15 protein-coding genes are annotated in these 15,863 nt (G+C 62.4%); 11 read left to right on the top strand and 4 right to left on the bottom strand.

What is annotated here, in order from left to right:
• Positions 1-11: 11 nt before the first annotated feature.
• Positions 12-212 carry a DUF2735 domain-containing protein gene (locus tag AB7783_RS08645; RefSeq protein ID WP_089264166.1) on the top strand — a complete coding sequence of 67 codons (201 nt, stop codon included), beginning with the start codon at positions 12-14 and terminating at the stop codon, positions 210-212.
• 113 nt (positions 213-325) lie between these two features.
• On the opposite strand, the gene AB7783_RS08640 is transcribed toward AB7783_RS08645, so the two are convergent.
• From AB7783_RS08640 to AB7783_RS08630, 3 genes are all read right to left on the bottom strand, one after another.
• Positions 326-1,267: a glutaminase gene (locus tag AB7783_RS08640; RefSeq protein ID WP_175368928.1), complete on the bottom strand. Its 942-nt coding sequence runs from the start codon at positions 1,265-1,267 to the stop codon at positions 326-328.
• Positions 1,268-1,294: 27 nt separating this feature from the next.
• Complete coding sequence (locus tag AB7783_RS08635; protein WP_089264168.1) at positions 1,295-1,696, bottom strand: MAPEG family protein; 402 nt, start codon at positions 1,694-1,696, stop codon at positions 1,295-1,297.
• Between the two features lie 147 nt (positions 1,697-1,843).
• On the bottom strand, positions 1,844-3,583 hold the full coding sequence (locus AB7783_RS08630; RefSeq protein ID WP_441279666.1) for a PHA/PHB synthase family protein: 1,740 nt from the start codon (positions 3,581-3,583) through the stop codon (positions 1,844-1,846).
• Between the two features lie 351 nt (positions 3,584-3,934).
• On the opposite strand from AB7783_RS08630, the gene AB7783_RS08625 reads away from it, so the two are divergent.
• The 7 genes from AB7783_RS08625 (at position 3,935) to recJ (ending at position 11,174) form a co-directional block, all read left to right on the top strand.
• Positions 3,935-4,255, top strand: coding sequence for a hypothetical protein (locus AB7783_RS08625; RefSeq protein WP_414716883.1), 321 nt, complete (start codon positions 3,935-3,937; stop codon positions 4,253-4,255).
• A 93-nt stretch (positions 4,256-4,348) separates the two neighbouring features.
• On the top strand, positions 4,349-5,569 hold the full coding sequence (locus AB7783_RS08620; protein ID WP_089264170.1) for an LL-diaminopimelate aminotransferase: 1,221 nt from the start codon (positions 4,349-4,351) through the stop codon (positions 5,567-5,569).
• A gap of 77 nt (positions 5,570-5,646) precedes the next feature.
• Positions 5,647-6,969 carry a homoserine dehydrogenase gene (locus tag AB7783_RS08615; protein WP_441277387.1) on the top strand — a complete coding sequence of 441 codons (1,323 nt, stop codon included), beginning with the start codon at positions 5,647-5,649 and terminating at the stop codon, positions 6,967-6,969.
• A gap of 57 nt (positions 6,970-7,026) precedes the next feature.
• A complete protein-coding gene (gene glpX, locus AB7783_RS08610) occupies positions 7,027-8,025 on the top strand; it encodes a class II fructose-bisphosphatase (RefSeq protein ID WP_441229741.1) in 999 nt (332 codons plus the stop codon).
• Positions 8,026-8,035: 10 nt separating this feature from the next.
• Positions 8,036-8,488 (top strand): GNAT family N-acetyltransferase, encoded by a 453-nt coding sequence (locus AB7783_RS08605; protein ID WP_441277386.1) that lies wholly within the window; start codon positions 8,036-8,038, stop codon positions 8,486-8,488.
• A gap of 79 nt (positions 8,489-8,567) precedes the next feature.
• The gene (locus AB7783_RS08600) at positions 8,568-9,287 is read left to right on the top strand and encodes a haloacid dehalogenase type II (protein ID WP_441277385.1); all 720 of its coding nucleotides are present in this window, start codon (positions 8,568-8,570) and stop codon (positions 9,285-9,287) included.
• A 48-nt stretch (positions 9,288-9,335) separates the two neighbouring features.
• The gene (recJ, locus tag AB7783_RS08595; RefSeq protein WP_441277384.1) at positions 9,336-11,174 is read left to right on the top strand and encodes a single-stranded-DNA-specific exonuclease RecJ; all 1,839 of its coding nucleotides are present in this window, start codon (positions 9,336-9,338) and stop codon (positions 11,172-11,174) included.
• Between the two features lie 41 nt (positions 11,175-11,215).
• On the opposite strand, the gene AB7783_RS08590 is transcribed toward recJ, so the two are convergent.
• Positions 11,216-11,965 (bottom strand): GntR family transcriptional regulator, encoded by a 750-nt coding sequence (locus tag AB7783_RS08590; protein ID WP_441277383.1) that lies wholly within the window; start codon positions 11,963-11,965, stop codon positions 11,216-11,218.
• 135 nt (positions 11,966-12,100) lie between these two features.
• Here AB7783_RS08590 and AB7783_RS08585 point away from each other — a divergent pair, with 135 nt between their 5' ends.
• Genes AB7783_RS08585 through AB7783_RS08575 form a run of 3 tightly spaced genes read left to right on the top strand, consistent with a single transcriptional unit; the run spans position 12,101 to position 15,859 of the window.
• Positions 12,101-13,450 carry a class-II fumarase/aspartase family protein gene (locus tag AB7783_RS08585; protein WP_441277382.1) on the top strand — a complete coding sequence of 450 codons (1,350 nt, stop codon included), beginning with the start codon at positions 12,101-12,103 and terminating at the stop codon, positions 13,448-13,450.
• A gap of 30 nt (positions 13,451-13,480) precedes the next feature.
• Positions 13,481-14,461, top strand: coding sequence for a tripartite tricarboxylate transporter substrate-binding protein (locus AB7783_RS08580; RefSeq protein WP_441277381.1), 981 nt, complete (start codon positions 13,481-13,483; stop codon positions 14,459-14,461).
• Positions 14,462-14,470: 9 nt separating this feature from the next.
• Positions 14,471-15,859: a class II fumarate hydratase gene (locus AB7783_RS08575; RefSeq protein WP_441277380.1), complete on the top strand. Its 1,389-nt coding sequence runs from the start codon at positions 14,471-14,473 to the stop codon at positions 15,857-15,859.
• Positions 15,860-15,863 lie beyond the last annotated feature (4 nt).

Below are 15,863 nucleotides of genomic sequence, written 5' to 3'. Positions count from 1 at the left end.
GAAGAGAAGCGATGCCGACGTCTCAAACGCATCACCCCCATACCGCTAAAATCTACCAATTCCCGGTTGGCGGCCGTGCATCGGTCGGCCCGCGGGGACGGCTCAGCAAGCCGCTGGACCTGCGTGCCTCGACCGTGAAAACCGTAGCCGACTATGACAGCTGGTACCACGAGGCTGCCATCCAGGAAGCCAACCGGACCTACGAACATTGATGGTGCCTGGCCGGACGCAAGGTTCACCGCCCCGGGCGCGGTTTATCGACGACGATCAAGGGCTGAAACAGCGATGTTTCAGCCCTTTTTCATGACCGGAAACCGGGGTGGCGTTAGACGCCGAAGATCGACCAGCCGAGCCGCTTCGTGAGCGCTTCGAGCGCAATGCGGCCGAGATGCGAATTGCCGTGCTTGTCGAGACCCGGCGCCCAGACTGCGATCGACGCCTTGCCGGGCGCGACCGCGATAATGCCGCCGCCGACACCGCTTTTGCCGGGCAGGCCGACGCGATAGGCGAACTCACCCGAACCGTCATAATGCCCGCACATCAGCATCAACGCGTTGATACGGCGCGCGCGCTCTGACGACACCACCGAGAGTCCGGTCGACGGATTGCGGCCGGAATAAGCGAGATAGCGCGTGGCCATTGCCAGTTGGCGGCACGACATCGCGATGGCGCAGTGATGGAAATAGACGCCGAGCGTGAAGTCGACGGGGTTTTCGACCACGCCGAACGACTTCATGTAATTGGCCAGCGCGGTGTTGCGAAAGCCGGTGCGTTTCTCGGACGCGGCGACCGTCTCATCGATCACGATGGAGCTGTCGCCGGACAGAAACTGCATGAAACGCAGGATTTCGCCGATCGCCTCGCGCGGCTGATGGCCGGACAGGATGACATCGGTGACGGCGATGGCGCCGGCATTGATGAAGGGGTTACGCGGCACGCCGCGCTCCCGTTCGAGCTGGACGATGGAGTTGAACGGGTTACCCGATGGCTCGCGGCCGACATGTTTCCAGAGCCGGTCGCCGACCATGCCGAGCGCCAGCGTCAGCGTGAAGACTTTCGAGATGCTCTGGATCGAGAACGGCACATCGGCGTCGCCGGCGGCTGCGACGTGGCCGTCGGCATCGATGACCACAAGACCGAACTGGTTGGGATCGACACCCGCCAGTTCCGGAATATAGCTCGCGACGTCGCCGCGGTCCGTTCGCTGCGCCATCTCGTCGGCAATTTCCTTGACGACGAGATCGAGGCTTGGGGCAGCGTGGTTCATTGCAGATCAATCTGGCGAGAAGAAGCGTTAGTACGGAATCCGCAGGATCGCGATGGCGAGGACCGCCTGGGCGATGAAGCCGACCACGAAGGCCAGCGTGCGGAAAATCGGCAGGCCGAGTGTGTAGACGATCAGATGCACTACGCGCGACCAAAAATAGACCGCGCAGGCCAGAACAGTAGTCGGGGTCGAAACGTCCGCAGCATTCAGGATCAGCACCAGCGGCGCGAAGATGATGAGATTCTCGACGGCATTGTCATGGGCGAACATCATCCGGTTGGCCCATTCGGCCTGCGGCCTGTCGGTGCGCGTCGGGTTGGCCATGACGCCGGTGACACCGCGGACCATGATGCGGTTCAGCATATAAGGCACCCAGAGCAGGCCTGTGAGAATCACGGTCAGCGTCAGCCAGAACAATTCGCGCGTCATCCGGGTATCCTTTCAGTCGAAATTCCCGCGGAAAACGCGGAGATGGTCATGCAAAACACACGCGCCGCAAGCGGATGCGACGCGTCCTTGCTGAAATCATAGACGTTTGCTGTGACGACGCCAAGCAAGCGCGGAGGAGGCGGGCCGTTACGCCCGCACCCGCACATAACTGCCCGGGGCGTCTTCCAGTGCGGGGAATGCGTCGGTGCCGACATGGCGGGCAGGAACTTCCTCACCATCGATGCCGGAGAGCCACTCCCGCCAGTTCGGCCACCACGAGCCAGCATGTTCCTGCGCGGTCTTCATCCAGTCGGCAAGATCGGTGGCGTGGGCGTTGTCGTTGGTCCAGTACTGGTACTTGCCGGAGGCTGGCGGATTGACCACGCCAGCGATATGGCCGGAGCCGGACAACACGTATTTCACCGGACCGCCGAAGAATTGCGAGCCGTACAGCACCGATTGCGCCGGCGCGATGTGGTCCTCGCGGGTGGCGAGATTGTAGACAGGCACCTTGACCTTGGAGAGATCAAGTCGGGTGTTGTCGAGGATCATGTTGCCGGTCGAGAGCTTGTTCTCGAGATAGCAGTTGCGCAGATAGAACGAGTGGTTTGCCGCCGGCATCCGCGTCGCATCCGAATTCCAGTGCAGCAGATCGAAGGCCGAAGGCGGCTTGCCCTTGAGGTAGTTGTTGACCACGTAGGACCAGATCAGGTCGTTCGAGCGCAGCATGTTGAAGGCCATGGCCATCTTGCTGCCTTCCAGCACGCCTGCCGCCTGCATGTCCTTTTCCAGCGCCGAGATCTGATCCTCGTCGACGAACACCATGAGGTCGCCGGCATGGGTGAAGTCGACTTGCGCGGCCAGGAATGTTGCCGATGCCACGCGAACGCGGCGCTTCTCGGCGAGCCAGGCCAGCGTCGAGGCGAGCAGGGTGCCGCCGACGCAATAGCCGATGGTATGCATAGTCATCTCGCCGGTGACCTGCTCGATGACGTCCATCGCGGTCAGCGGGCCTTCCTTCATATAGTCGTCGAAGGTCTTGGCGCCGAGGCGCTTGTCGGGGTTGACCCAGGAGATCACGAACACCGAGACGCCCTGATCGACAGCCCACTTGATGAAGGATTTCTCGGGCTTGAGATCGAGGATGTAGAACTTGTTGATCCAGGGCGGCACGATCAGGAGCGGCGTGCGCAGCACGTTCTCGGTTGCCGGCTGATACTGGATCAGCTGCATCACCTCGTTCTGGAAGATCACCTTGCCTGGCGTCGTCGCCATGTTGACGCCGACTTCGAGGTTTTTCGGATCGGATTGGCGGATGCGGATCGACCCGTGGCCGGCCTCGATATCTTCGGCCAGCATGGTCATGCCGCGCATCAGGTTGCTGCCGTTCGACATCACGGTCTCGCGCAGCACTTCCGGATTGGTCAGCACGAAATTCGACGGCGCCATCGCGTTGGTGATCTGCTGGACATAGAATTCCGCTTTCTTGCGGGTATGCGCATCCAGACCTTCGGCATTCTTGACGAGGTCGTGGGCCCATTGCGTGGTCAGCAGATAGGCCTGCATGACGAAGTCGAAGAACTGGTTCGATTTCCACTCGGGATCGCTGAAGCGCTTGTCGCGCGGCGCTGCCTCGATGGCGGGCGAGCCGGCTTCGCCGACCATCCGGCGCATCGCCGAGCCCCAGAGGTCGAGATAGGCCTTGCCGAGCTTCATCTGCAATTCGGCGGCGCGCTTGTCGTCGGACAGCCAGTAATTGGCGACGATGCTGAATGTCTTGATCAGCTCCGTCAGCTCGTTCGGCGGCTTGTCGACGGTCTCGCCGGTCTGGCGTGGCTGCAGATAGGCGGCCAGCGCCTTGCCGCCATTCTCCATCGCCTTGGCCATGTTGAGCGCAAAAGCTTCGGGATTGAACGGTTTGGCGGACGCGTCGCCCGAGATTTTATCGTTAGCAGCTTTGGCGTCGGCGGCAACTTCGGTCATGGCGCAACAACAGCTTCATTCCAGTCGGGCAACGGTACGTCGCCACGCAAATCGATGATGGCACAGTTCGCGGATTGCCGCAGGATTCGATGTGCTGCACCGCGTCATATAGTCGGCGTTGGGTCTTGCTTCCGTCATATTGAAGCTCCAAGCCTTTAGCGTCTTCTCCCGGCATTAATCGTTTGTGACCAGATTGGCTTGATGGTGCGCTGCGATAGGGATGAAATCGATTCTAATGCGATGTAGGGTTGTGGCGTGACGCGTAGAGGCACATTCAGGGCAATTGGTGGTCGCAGCGGGCGGGCGGCGACAGCGGCCGCCTTGCTGGTGCTGGGGCTTGGCTTGCCTCTGGGCGGCTGCGCCTCGACCATCGCCGACATGCCCATGGTGGGGACGCCGGCGGGCGCTCCGGCGCGTCCGGCCGAGGTGGGCACCTATCTGCCGGTTCATGATCTGCCGACCACCCGCGAAGGCACCGCCATGGCGCCGGCGGATCAGGCCAAGATGCAGGCCGAACTGACTGCCGCCCGCGATCGTCAGGCCGTCGTGCTGCCGGCCAAACCGGCGGCCAAATAGTCAAAACTGCCCGTCGTGACTGGTGTCACCGGGCTTCCGTGATAAAAAGAAGCGATTCAACCGCATGATGAAGCGGTTCTGGAGCCCGATCCCATGGAAGAATTCTACCGCATCCGCCGATTGCCGCCCTATGTGTTCGAACAGGTCAACCGGGCCAAGGCCGCCGCGCGAAACGCTGGCGCCGATATCATCGACCTCGGCATGGGCAATCCGGATCTTGCGACCCCGCCGCATGTGATCGAGAAGCTCAAGGAGACCCTGGGCAAGCCGCGCACCGATCGTTACTCGGCCTCGAAGGGCATTACCGGCCTGCGCAAGGCCCAGGCCGGCTATTACGAGCGCCGCTTTGGCGTGAAGCTCAATCCCGACACCCAGGTGGTGGCGACGCTGGGCTCCAAGGAAGGCTTCGCCAACGTCGCTCAGGCGATCACCGCGCCTGGCGATGTCGTGCTGTGCCCGAATCCGAGCTACCCGATCCATGCCTTCGGCTTCCTGATGGCTGGCGGCGTGATCCGTTCGGTGCCGTCCGAGCCGACGCCGGATTTCTTTGCGGCCGTCGAGCGCGCCATCATCCATTCGATCCCGAAGCCGATCGCGCTGATCGTCTGCTATCCGTCGAATCCGACGGCGCAGGTGGCGAGCCTCGACTTCTACAAGGACCTCGTGGCCTTCGCGAAGAAGCATGAGATCTACATTCTTTCGGACCTCGCTTATGCCGAGGTCTATTTCGACGACAAGAACCCGCCACCCTCGGTGCTGCAGGTACCGGGCGCGATGGACGTCACCGTCGAATTCACCTCGATGTCGAAGACATTCTCGATGGCCGGCTGGCGCATGGGCTTTGCGGTCGGCAACGAGCGCATCATTGCCGCGCTGACGCGGGTGAAATCCTATCTCGACTACGGCGCGTTTACGCCCGTGCAGGTCGCGGCGACTGCTGCGCTGAACGGCCCCGACGACTGCATCCGCGAGATGCGCGACACCTATCGCAAGCGCCGCGACGCTATGGTGGAGTCTTTCGGCCGGGCCGGCTGGGACATTCCGCCGCCATCGGCGTCGATGTTCGCCTGGGCGCCGTTGCCGGAGAAATTCCGCGAAGTCGGCAGCATGCAGTTTGCAACGCTTCTCGTTGAAAAGTCCGGCGTGGTTGTATCTCCCGGCGTCGCCTTCGGCGAGCATGGCGAAGGTTACGTCCGCATCGCGATGGTCGAGAATGAACAGCGCATTCGCCAAGCTGCCCGCGGCATTCGCCGCTTCCTTGAAAGCGGTCTCGAAACGTTGCACAACGTGGTTCCTCTCGCCAACCGGCGATAGGCGTGATCCCCGAAAACCGGCAACCGGTTTTCGGACCGGTCATCGCTCAACAAGAATTCCGACAGGTCTGAAGCTTAATGGTCGCACCCCTCAAAGTGGGTATCGCGGGACTCGGCACCGTTGGTGCCGAAGTTGTCCGTCTCATCGAACAGCAGAACTCGATTTTGGCCGCGCGCTGCGGTCGTGGCGTCAAGGTGATTGCTGTCACCGCGCGCTCCAAGACCAAGAAGCGCGGCGTCGATCTGCGCGGCATCGACTGGATGAAGGATCCGCTCGCGGTTGCGCAGCATCCCGATGTCGAGTGCTTTGTCGAATTGATGGGCGGTGTCGGCGATCCCGCGCTGTCGTCGATCGAGGCGGCGCTGCGCGCCGGCAAGTCGGTCGTGACCGCGAACAAGGCACTGATCGCCAAGCATGGTCTGAAGCTCGCCGCATCGGCTGAGAAGCATGGCGGCGCTCTGAACTACGAGGCCGCCGTCGCTGGCGCCATTCCGATCATCAAGACCATCCGAGAAGGTCTCGTCGGCACCGATATCAATCGCGTCTACGGTATTCTCAACGGCACCTGCAACTACATCCTGTCGCGGATGGAGCTGGAGGGCCTGTCCTTCGAGGAATGCCTTAAAGACGCGCAGCGGCTTGGCTACGCCGAGGCCGAGCCGTCCTTCGACGTCGATGGTCACGATACCGCGCAGAAGCTGGCTATTCTCGCCAGCCTCGCATTCGGCACCAAGGTCGCGCAGAGCGCAGTGTCAGTCGAGGGCATTTCGTCAATCGCGGCTGAAGATCTGCGTGCTGCTGCAGAGCTTGGCTATCGTGTGAAGCTGCTGGGCGTTGCCATGCGCACCGCAACTGGCATCGAACAACGCGTGCATCCGACCATGGTGCCGCTGTCGTCCTCCATTGCGCAGGTCATGGGCGTCACCAACGCCGTCACGGTTGATGGCGCAGGCATTGCGCCGATTACGCTGGTCGGTCCCGGCGCTGGCGGCGCCGCGACGGCGTCTGCGGTTCTTGCCGATATCGCCGATGTCGCACGCAATGTGCGCGCGCTGCCGTTTGGTCGGCCGGTTGAGAAGCTCAAGACCACCACCAAGGCGCCGATGGAACGACATGAAGGTGGTTATTACATCCGCCTGATGGCGCGCGATCTTGCCGGCACGGCGGCGCGCATCGCAACGCGTCTGGCCGAGCAGAAGATTTCGCTGGAGTCGATCGTGCAGCGCCATCCGAATGGCGGCATCGAGCCGGTCTGCAAGAGCACGAAATCGTCACCGGTGCCTGTTATCCTGATCACCTACGCCACCACCGAGGACGCGATGCGTCGCGCCCTGCAGGCCGTGCAAAGCGACAAGGTGATATCAGGCAAGCCGCAGGTTATTCGCATCGAGAAGAACTAAATCCACGCGTTGAGAGTTGTACGGGGACATTCGTCCCACCGTAGAAGGAGCCCGCCAATGTCGACCCATATTACCGTCCCGCCGCAGCAACTGCTCGAGCGCATTCTGACGCTGGAGATCGTTCGCGTGACCGAGCGCGCGGCAGTGTCGGCTGCGCGGCTGCGCGGTCATGGGCAGGAGAAGGCGGCGGATCAGGCAGCGGTCGATGCGATGCGCCGCGAGCTCAACAAGATGCCGATCGATGGCACCATCGTGATCGGCGAGGGCGAGCGCGACGAAGCGCCGATGCTCTATATCGGCGAAAAGGTCGGCATCAATGCCGGCCCGAAGGTCGATATTGCCGTCGATCCGCTCGAAGGCACAACACTGTGTGCCAAGGACATGCCGGGCTCGATCGCCACCATGGCGATGGCCGACGGCGGCACGCTGCTGCACGCGCCCGACGTCTATATGGACAAGATCGCGATTGGTCCGGGCTACGCCAAGAACGTGATCGACATCGACGCATCGCCGGAAGAGAACATCAGGCGCCTCGCCAAGGCCAAGGGTGTGCCGGTGTCGGCGATCACCGCCCTCGTGCTTGAGCGGCCGCGGCACGAAGCACTGATCGCAGCGATCCGCTCGACCGGGGCGGCGCTGCGTCTCATTCCGGACGGCGACGTCGCCGGCGTCATCCACACCACCGATCCCGCCAAATCTGGCATCGACATCTATCTTGGCATTGGCGGCGCACCGGAAGGCGTGCTGGCAGCTGCAGCACTGCGCTGCATCGGCGGCCAGATGCAGACCCGATTGATCCTCGATACCGACGAGAAGCGCGAGCGTGCGCTGAAGATGGGTGTCACCGATCCGAAGATGATCTATGGCATCGAGGACATGGCGAAGGGCGACTGCCTGTTTGCCGCCACCGGTGTTACCGACGGCGCATTGCTGTCGGGCGTTAAGTTCCGTGGCGACGTCATTGAGACCGAGACCATCGTGATGCGTTCGGTGACCGGCACCGTGCGCATCATCAAAGGCGAGCATCGCCAGCTCGAAAAATTCCACCTGGATTGAGTTCGGTCACATGGCGAAGGCGAATGTTGACATCTGCCCGGTCGGCCCCGATGAGCGGGCTGCCTGGGAGCCGCTGTGGCAGGGCTATCTGACGTTCTACAAGGCGACGCTGCCACAGGCCGCGACCGATACGGCGTGGAAGCGTTTCCACGACGCCAATGAGCAGATGTTCCTGCTCGGCGCCTATGTGGACGGCAAGCTCACCGGCATCGTGCAGTTCCTGTATCACCGCTCATCCTGGACGCCCGGCAACTACTGCTATCTGCAGGATCTGTTCGTCGACAACAACGCGCGTGGGCTCGGCGTCGGTCGCGCTCTGATCGAGGCGGTCTATGCGAAGGCCAAGGCCGATGGCTGCAGCCGCGTGCATTGGCTGACACAGAACGAGAATGCGCAGGCGCGCATTCTGTATGATCAGGTCGCGGACAATTCCGGATTTATGCAATATCGGAAGATACTCTAATTAAAAGGCAATCCGAGCGCGCCAATATGCGCTCGGATTAATCGAACTAAAAACCAAAAAACAAAATGGGGATGAGACCATGAGCGAGACCGATAACGTCAAGGCTCTGGTGTTCGACGTGTTCGGCACCGTGGTTGATTGGCGTTCCAGCCTGATTGCTGACTGTACCGCGTTCGGCAAAGCGCGCGGCATCACGGCTGACTGGACCGCGCTCGTCGATGCCTGGCGGCAGGCCTATATGCCGTCGATGGATGTCGTGCGCCATCATCCCGAGCGCGGCTTCGTCAAGCTCGACACGCTGCATCGGCAGTCACTCGATGTGTTGGTCGCCAAGTTCGGCATCAACGGGCTCTCGGACAACGATCTGCATCACATGACACTCGGCTGGCACCGGCTGCATCCGTGGGCGGATTCGGTGAGCGGTCTGACGCGCTTGAAGACCAAATACGTCATCAGCCCGTTGTCGAACGGCAATGTCGCGCTGCTGACCAACATGGCGAAATTCGCCGGCCTGCCATGGGACCTGATCATGAGCGCGGAACTGTTCGAACACTACAAGCCCGATCCGCAGGCCTATCTCGGCGCCGCCGCACTGCTCAATCTGAGGCCTGCGGAAGTCATGATGGTCGCCGCCCATAACAGCGATCTCGATGCCGCACACAAACTCGGCCTCAAGACCGCCTTCGTGCCGCGCGTCACTGAATATGGCCCGCACCAGAACCGCGATTTCAAGGCCGAGGGCCCGTGGGACGTGGTGGCCGACGACTTCAACGATCTGGCGAAGCGGATGGGTTGCTGACCGGCTTGGGATTTGCCGAAAGCGGCTGCGCGGCCTATTGCTGATGCCATGACGCCACCGACCATCATTCCCGTCGAATCCCAGCAGGCCTTCCTTGGCGTTACCGAATCCGCCACCGGGCGGATCTGGCGCGACCGGGTGGATCAGCGCGGCGCGGGGCGGGCGCTGGCCATGGTGCAGCGTTTCCAATTGCCGGAGATGCTGGCGCGGGTCATCGCCGGCCGCAATATCGAACTCGACGCGGTCGAAGACTTCCTCGATCCCACCATCCGCAAGCTGATGCCGGACCCGTTCACCATCACGCAGATGGAAGCAGCGGCGAAGCGCATCGCGGATGCCGCACAGCGCCGGGAGAAAGTGGCAATCTTCGGCGACTACGACGTCGACGGCGCGACGTCGTCGGCGCTGCTGGCTTGGCACCTCCGCCATTGCGGGCTCGATCCGCAGATCCACATTCCCGATCGCATCTTCGAGGGCTACGGCCCCAATGTGGATGCCATCAGGATGCTGGCCGGCAAGGGCGCGACGCTGCTCGTGACTGTCGATTGCGGCACGACCAGTTTTGAGCCGCTGGCTGAGGCCAAGAAGCTCGGCATGTCCGTGGTCGTCATCGATCACCATCAGACCGGCGAGGAACTACCTGACGTCGATGCCGTGGTGAATCCCAACCGGCTCGACGATATTTCCGGTCTCGGTCATCTCGCCGCCGTGGGCCTCGTGCTGATCACGCTGGTCGCCGTCAATCGCGAATTGCGCAAGCGCGGCTTCTGGACCGCCGAGATGCCGGAGCCGGATCTGCTCGGCATGCTGCATCACGTGGCCCTGGGTACCGTGGCCGATGTCGCCCCGCTGATCGGCCTGAACCGCGCTTTCGTCGCCAAGGGTCTCATCGCATTGCGCCGCCGCGATCACATCGGGCACACCGCGCTGATGGATGTGGCGCGTTTGAACGGTCCGCCGGAAGCATGGCATCTCGGCTTCATGCTGGGACCGCGCATCAATGCCGGCGGCCGGATCGGGCGCGCAGACCTGGGCGTGCGGCTGCTGCTCGAAGGCGATATTTCCGAGGCTGCGAAGATCGCTGCCGAACTTGATCGGCTGAACATCGAACGACGCGTGATCGAGCAGGCCGCGGAAGCGCAGGCCGAAGCGGAGGCGCTGGCGTCACTCGGGCTGGAAGACAAAGGCTCGGTGATCGTGACGGCCAGCGAAGGCTGGCATCCGGGCGTGGTCGGGCTCGTCGCATCCCGGCTCAAAGAGAAATTTGCGCGGCCTGCTTTTGCCATCGCGCTGGAGCCTGGCGGAATTGGCACGGGGTCTGGCCGCTCGATCTCCGGCGTCGATCTCGGTAAAGCCGTGCGGCAAGCTGTTGCCGATGGGCTTCTGATGAAAGGTGGCGGCCACGCCATGGCCGCGGGCATCACGCTACGCAAGGAACGGCTCGGCGAATTCCGCGCCTATATCGAAAGCGCGCTGGCTGCGGATGTCGGCAAGTCCCGCAACGAGAAAGAACTCTTCATCGATGGCGCTATCACTGCGCGCGGTGTGACGACGGATCTCGTGAATACGCTCAATCGCGCCGGGCCGTTCGGGCAGGCCAATCCCGAGCCGGTGATTGCGCTGCCGGCGCATCAGCTCGTTTATGTCGATGAAGTTGGGCAGGCGCATCTGCGGCTGCGCTTCAAGGCGTCGGACGGCGCTATGGTCAACGGTATCGCGTTTCGTTCAGTGGGGCAGAAACTTGGCAACGCGTTGCAGGAGCTGCGCGGTCAGCCCGTCCATGTGGCGGGCTCGCTGACCGTCGATCGCTGGCAGGGTGCCGAGCGCGTGCAGATGCGCGTGATCGATGTGGCGGCGCCGGATCCCGGGCCGAAGATGATCAGATAATATCAATCTCAGTCTGTCGGCTCCCGGCTTGACCGGCGCACTCATCCACTTATGTCTTGCCGGCGGAGCAGTCTGGTCGAGTATCGATAGCGGTCTGCCGGATGAATGCTGAGCGAGACCTCAGCCAGCTCGTTTGACGCGAACAGATACTGCCGCCGGATCGATAGCGCATGCGCGCCAGCCGTTGCCTTCAGTGGCTCCGCCATCGCGTCCGACACGCCAACCGCAGAAATGTCCTGCCGGATCTCGACAAAGCGTCGTCCCGAGATTTTCTCGACCAGCGTGCCGAAGATCTCATGATGCCCAGCCATTTTCGTGCGTACCTCGTCGGCGAAGGCGCCGTCGATATAGACATCGGTCCAGCAGATCGGCGTCTGTGTGACGTCGCCGGGAATTGTGCGCAGACTTGAGATGCACAGCCAGCGGCGACCCGGCCGGCATCCGATCTGGCTGGCCAACTCGCTGTCCGCGACAATGTCGGCGACACGCTGCACGTGGCGCTCCGTCTCGGTGCCGAACTGCTGCACCGCCTCGATCGTATTGAGTGCCTGCGTAAAGCCATCACCGCCCTTGGCCGGAGAGGTCGCCTCGACACGCGTCCCGGCATTGCGCTTCCGGCTGACCAAGCCGGACGCCTGCAGCTCCTGCATCGCCGCGCGCACGGTTGATCGGCTCACGGCGAACTGGTCCGCCAGCTCAAACTCTGTCGGCAGCACAGACCCGACCGGATGCCGTCCGTCTGCGATGGCCTCGGTCAGTGCTCGGGCCACGAACGCGTAACGCTTTTCCACCGTCGTCCCTCGACCCCTAAGTCCCTGATCGCAAGATGGAAGCCTGATTGGCGACCATCTCGTCAAGAAAGGAGATTGACACACGGTTTATGTTCGTACAATTTAATATGTACGAACATAATAAGAGGAAGCGGTATGGGCAGCACGGTTTTCGATTCGGTCCTGTTTCGGGACATGTTCGGCACCGCGGAAATGCGGGCGGTCTTCGCCGACGAAGCCCTGGTCGGCCGCTACATCGAGGCCGAAGTCGCGCTGGCCCGCGCCCAGGCCCGTCTCGGCGTTGTGCCGAAGGAAGCCGCGCAGGCCATCGAGGCTGCCGCCAAATCGATCCGGATCGATTTCGACAAGCTCCGTGCTGAAACCGAAATCGTCGGCTACCCGATCCTGCCGCTGGTCCATCAGCTATCCGAGGCCGCCGGAGAGGCGGGCCGCTACGTCCACTGGGGCGCGACCACCCAGGACATCATGGATACCGCCAACGTCTTGCAGATCCGCGCGGCCTTGCAGATCGTTGCGCGCGATCTGCGCGAGGTCCGCGACATCCTCGCTACCATGGCGAAAAAATATCGCGACACGCCGATGGCCGGGCGCACCCATCTGCAGCAGGCGTTGCCGGTGACCTTCGGCTACAAGGCCGCCGTCTGGCTGTCCTCCATCGATCGGCACATTGAGCGCGTCGATCAGGCATTGCCGCGCATCCTGCTCGGCGAGTTCTCCGGCGCCGCGGGGACGCTCGCGTCCGTGGGCGAGGGCGGCCTGGAGATGCAGAAGCTGTTCTGCGAGGAGCTCGGCCTGCATCAGCCCTCGATCACCTGGCATGTTGCCCGCGACGGCATCGCCGAAGCGGTCACACTGCTCGGTCTGATCACCGGCACGCTCGGCAAGATCGCCACCGACGTGATGCTGTTGTCATCGTCCGAATTCGGCGAAGTGTCTGAGCCTTTCGTGCCCGGTCGCGGCGCGTCATCGACGATGCCGCAAAAGCGTAACGCGATTTCAAGCGAGCTGATGCTCGCCGCTGCCAAGGCGGTGCGCCAGCATGTCGCGACCATGCTCGACGGCATGATCCATGACCTGGAACGTGCAACGGGGCCGTGGCACCTCGAATGGGTGTCGTTGCCGGAGAGTTTTTTGCTCACCGCTTCGTCGCTGGCCAATGCAAAGTTCATGCTGGCCGGCCTTGTCGTCCACGAGAAGCGCATGCTGGACAATCTCGATCTGACACGCGGCCTTATCGTCGCCGAAGCGGTGATGATGGCAGCGGCGCCAAAACTCGGCCGCCAGCACGCGCATGACGTCGTCTACGACGCTTGCCGCAAGGCCATCGAAGGCGGCGGCAAGCTCGCCGACATTCTAGCCGAGGTCCCGGAAATCACCGAAGCGCTTGGTGGCAAGGAGGCCATCCGTCGTCACTGCGACCCGGCTAACTATCTCGGCCTGTGCGGTCCAATGGTCGATCGTGTGCTGAGCATGAGCGGACACTGAAACAACACACACAACAGGGGAGGAATTTCGATGACGAAGAACATTTTGACGACTGCATTCGTGCTCGCCGGTGCACTGCTGTCTGGCCCAAGTCTGGCGCAGGATTATCCGACTCGTACCATCACCATGAACATGCCGTATTCGGCAGGTGGCCCCGGCGACACCATCGCGCGGCTGCTGGCGCAGGGCATGAGCGGTCCGCTGAAGCAGCAGGTGATCGTCGAGAACACGACGGGCGCCGGCGGCTCCATCGGCAGCGCCAAGGTCGCCGCCTCGGCGCCGGACGGCTACAATCTGCTGCTGATCCATATCAGCCACGCGACCAATCCCGCGCTGTATCCCAAGCTCAAATACCATCCGATCAAGGACTATGAGCCGATCGGCCTCGCTGTCGATCTGCCGTCGGTGTTCGTGGCACGCAAGGATCTCCCGGCCGCCAATCTCGCCGAGCTGATCGCCTGGATGAAGACGAATAAGGAGAAAGTGAACTACGCGCATGCCGGCATCGGATCGGCCTCGCATCTGTGCGGCCTGCTGCTCAATACAGCGACCGGTACGCAGCCGACCCAGATCGCCTATCGCGGCGCTGGTCCGGCGATGAACGACATGATGAGCGGGCAGGTCGACGTCATGTGCGACCAGATCGTCAACGTGGTCGGCAATGTCGATGGCGGCACGATCAAGGGCTACGCCGTCACCAGCACCGAGAAGGCGCCGGCGCTGCCAAAACTGCCCACGACAGCCGAAGCCGGTCTGCCGGGCTTCACCTACACGGTCTGGTACGGCCTGTTCGCGCCGAAGGGCACGCCCAAGCCGATCATCGACAAACTCGTTGCCGCACTGAACGTGGCGCTGAAGGACGAGACCGTGAAGAGCCGGCTTGCCGGGCTCGGCGTGCAGCCAGTGGCGCCGGAACGGGCGACGCCCGATGCGCTGGCCGCGCATCTGAAATCCGAGATCGACAAGTGGACGCCGATCATCAAGGCAGCGGGCGTTGTCGGCGCGCAGTGAGCGAGACTCGTGAGTGACGTTCGCACGGAACATGACGCCTTCGGTGCTATCGCGGTGCCGAAGGATCGCTATTGGGGCGCGCAGACCCAACGCGCGCTTGAGGTCTTCCAGGTTAGCGATGAGCGTTTCCCGGTCGCGCTGATCCGTGCATTCGCCCTGCAGAAGATCGCGGCCGTTCGCGCCAATCTGCAACTCGGGACGATCGCGCCGGAGATCGCAGCGCCGATCGAAGCAGCGGCACTCGAACTTCAGCAAGGCCGTTTCGACGATCATTTCCCGTTGCCGATCTGGCAGACTGGCTCCGGCACCCAGACCAACATGAACGCCAATGAGGTGATCGCAAACCGCGCCAATGAATTGCTGGGCCAGCCGCTTGGGACCAAATCACCCGTTCATCCCAACGATCACGTCAATTGCTCACAGTCATCGAACGACAGCTTTCCGACCGTGATGCATGTGGCAACGGCGCTGGAGTTGCGCGGGCGTTTGCTCCCGGCCTTAAAGACGCTACGCGATGATCTTCGCGCCAAGGCGGACGCGTTCTCCGACGTCGTGAAGATAGGGCGCACGCATCTGATGGATGCCGTGCCGATGACCATGGGGCAGGCATTCGATGCCTTCGCCCGCCAGATCGGCCATGCGATTGACCGCATCGAAGCAGTGTTTCCGCGTCTGCTGATGCTGCCCCAGGGCGGCACGGCCGTCGGCTCGGGGCTCAATGCGCCAAAGGGATTCGACAGCGCCTTTTGCGAGCACCTGAACGCACTGACCGGCGTTACGTTCGTCCCGAACCCGAGCAAGTTCGAAGGCATGGGCGCGCATGACGCGCTTGTCGAAGTGTCCGGCGCGCTCAATGGCCTTGCCGTCACGCTGCTGAAGATCGCGAACGACGTGCGCTTCCTCGGTTCGGGTCCGCGCTGCGGGCTTGGTGAGCTCGTCATCCCGCATGACGGGCTGACGTCGTCGATCATGCCAGGCAAACGCAATCCCACCATCGCTGAGATGCTTGCGCAGGTGTGTTTTCAGGTGACGGGTAACAACGCCGTCGTCACCTCAGCCAGCGCATCCGGCAATTTCGAGCTCAACGTTGCCAAGCCGGTGATCATCTACAACGTCTTGCAGTCGATCCGCATCCTCGCCGATGGCGTCGATGTCTTTACGTCCCGATTGATCCGCGATCTCGACGTCGATCGGCGACAGCTCGCCGCGAATGTCGCCAACGCGCCGCTGCTCGCGACAGCGCTCAATCCGGTGATCGGCTACGACAAGGTCGCGCTCATCACAGCCAAGGCGCTGGACGAGTCCATCACACCGCGCGAAGCAGCGATCACGCTAGGACTGCTCTCGGGTGAAGACTACGATCGTTACGTCGATCCGCAGCGGATGGCGGGCATTTGACAGA

Origin of the sequence: Tardiphaga sp. 172_B4_N1_3 (assembly GCF_052076035.1) — a bacterium.
Lineage (GTDB): Bacteria > Pseudomonadota > Alphaproteobacteria > Rhizobiales > Xanthobacteraceae > Tardiphaga > Tardiphaga robiniae.
The sequence above is the reverse complement of the archived record's forward strand: the minus strand, read 5'-3'. Positions and strand labels throughout refer to the sequence as shown.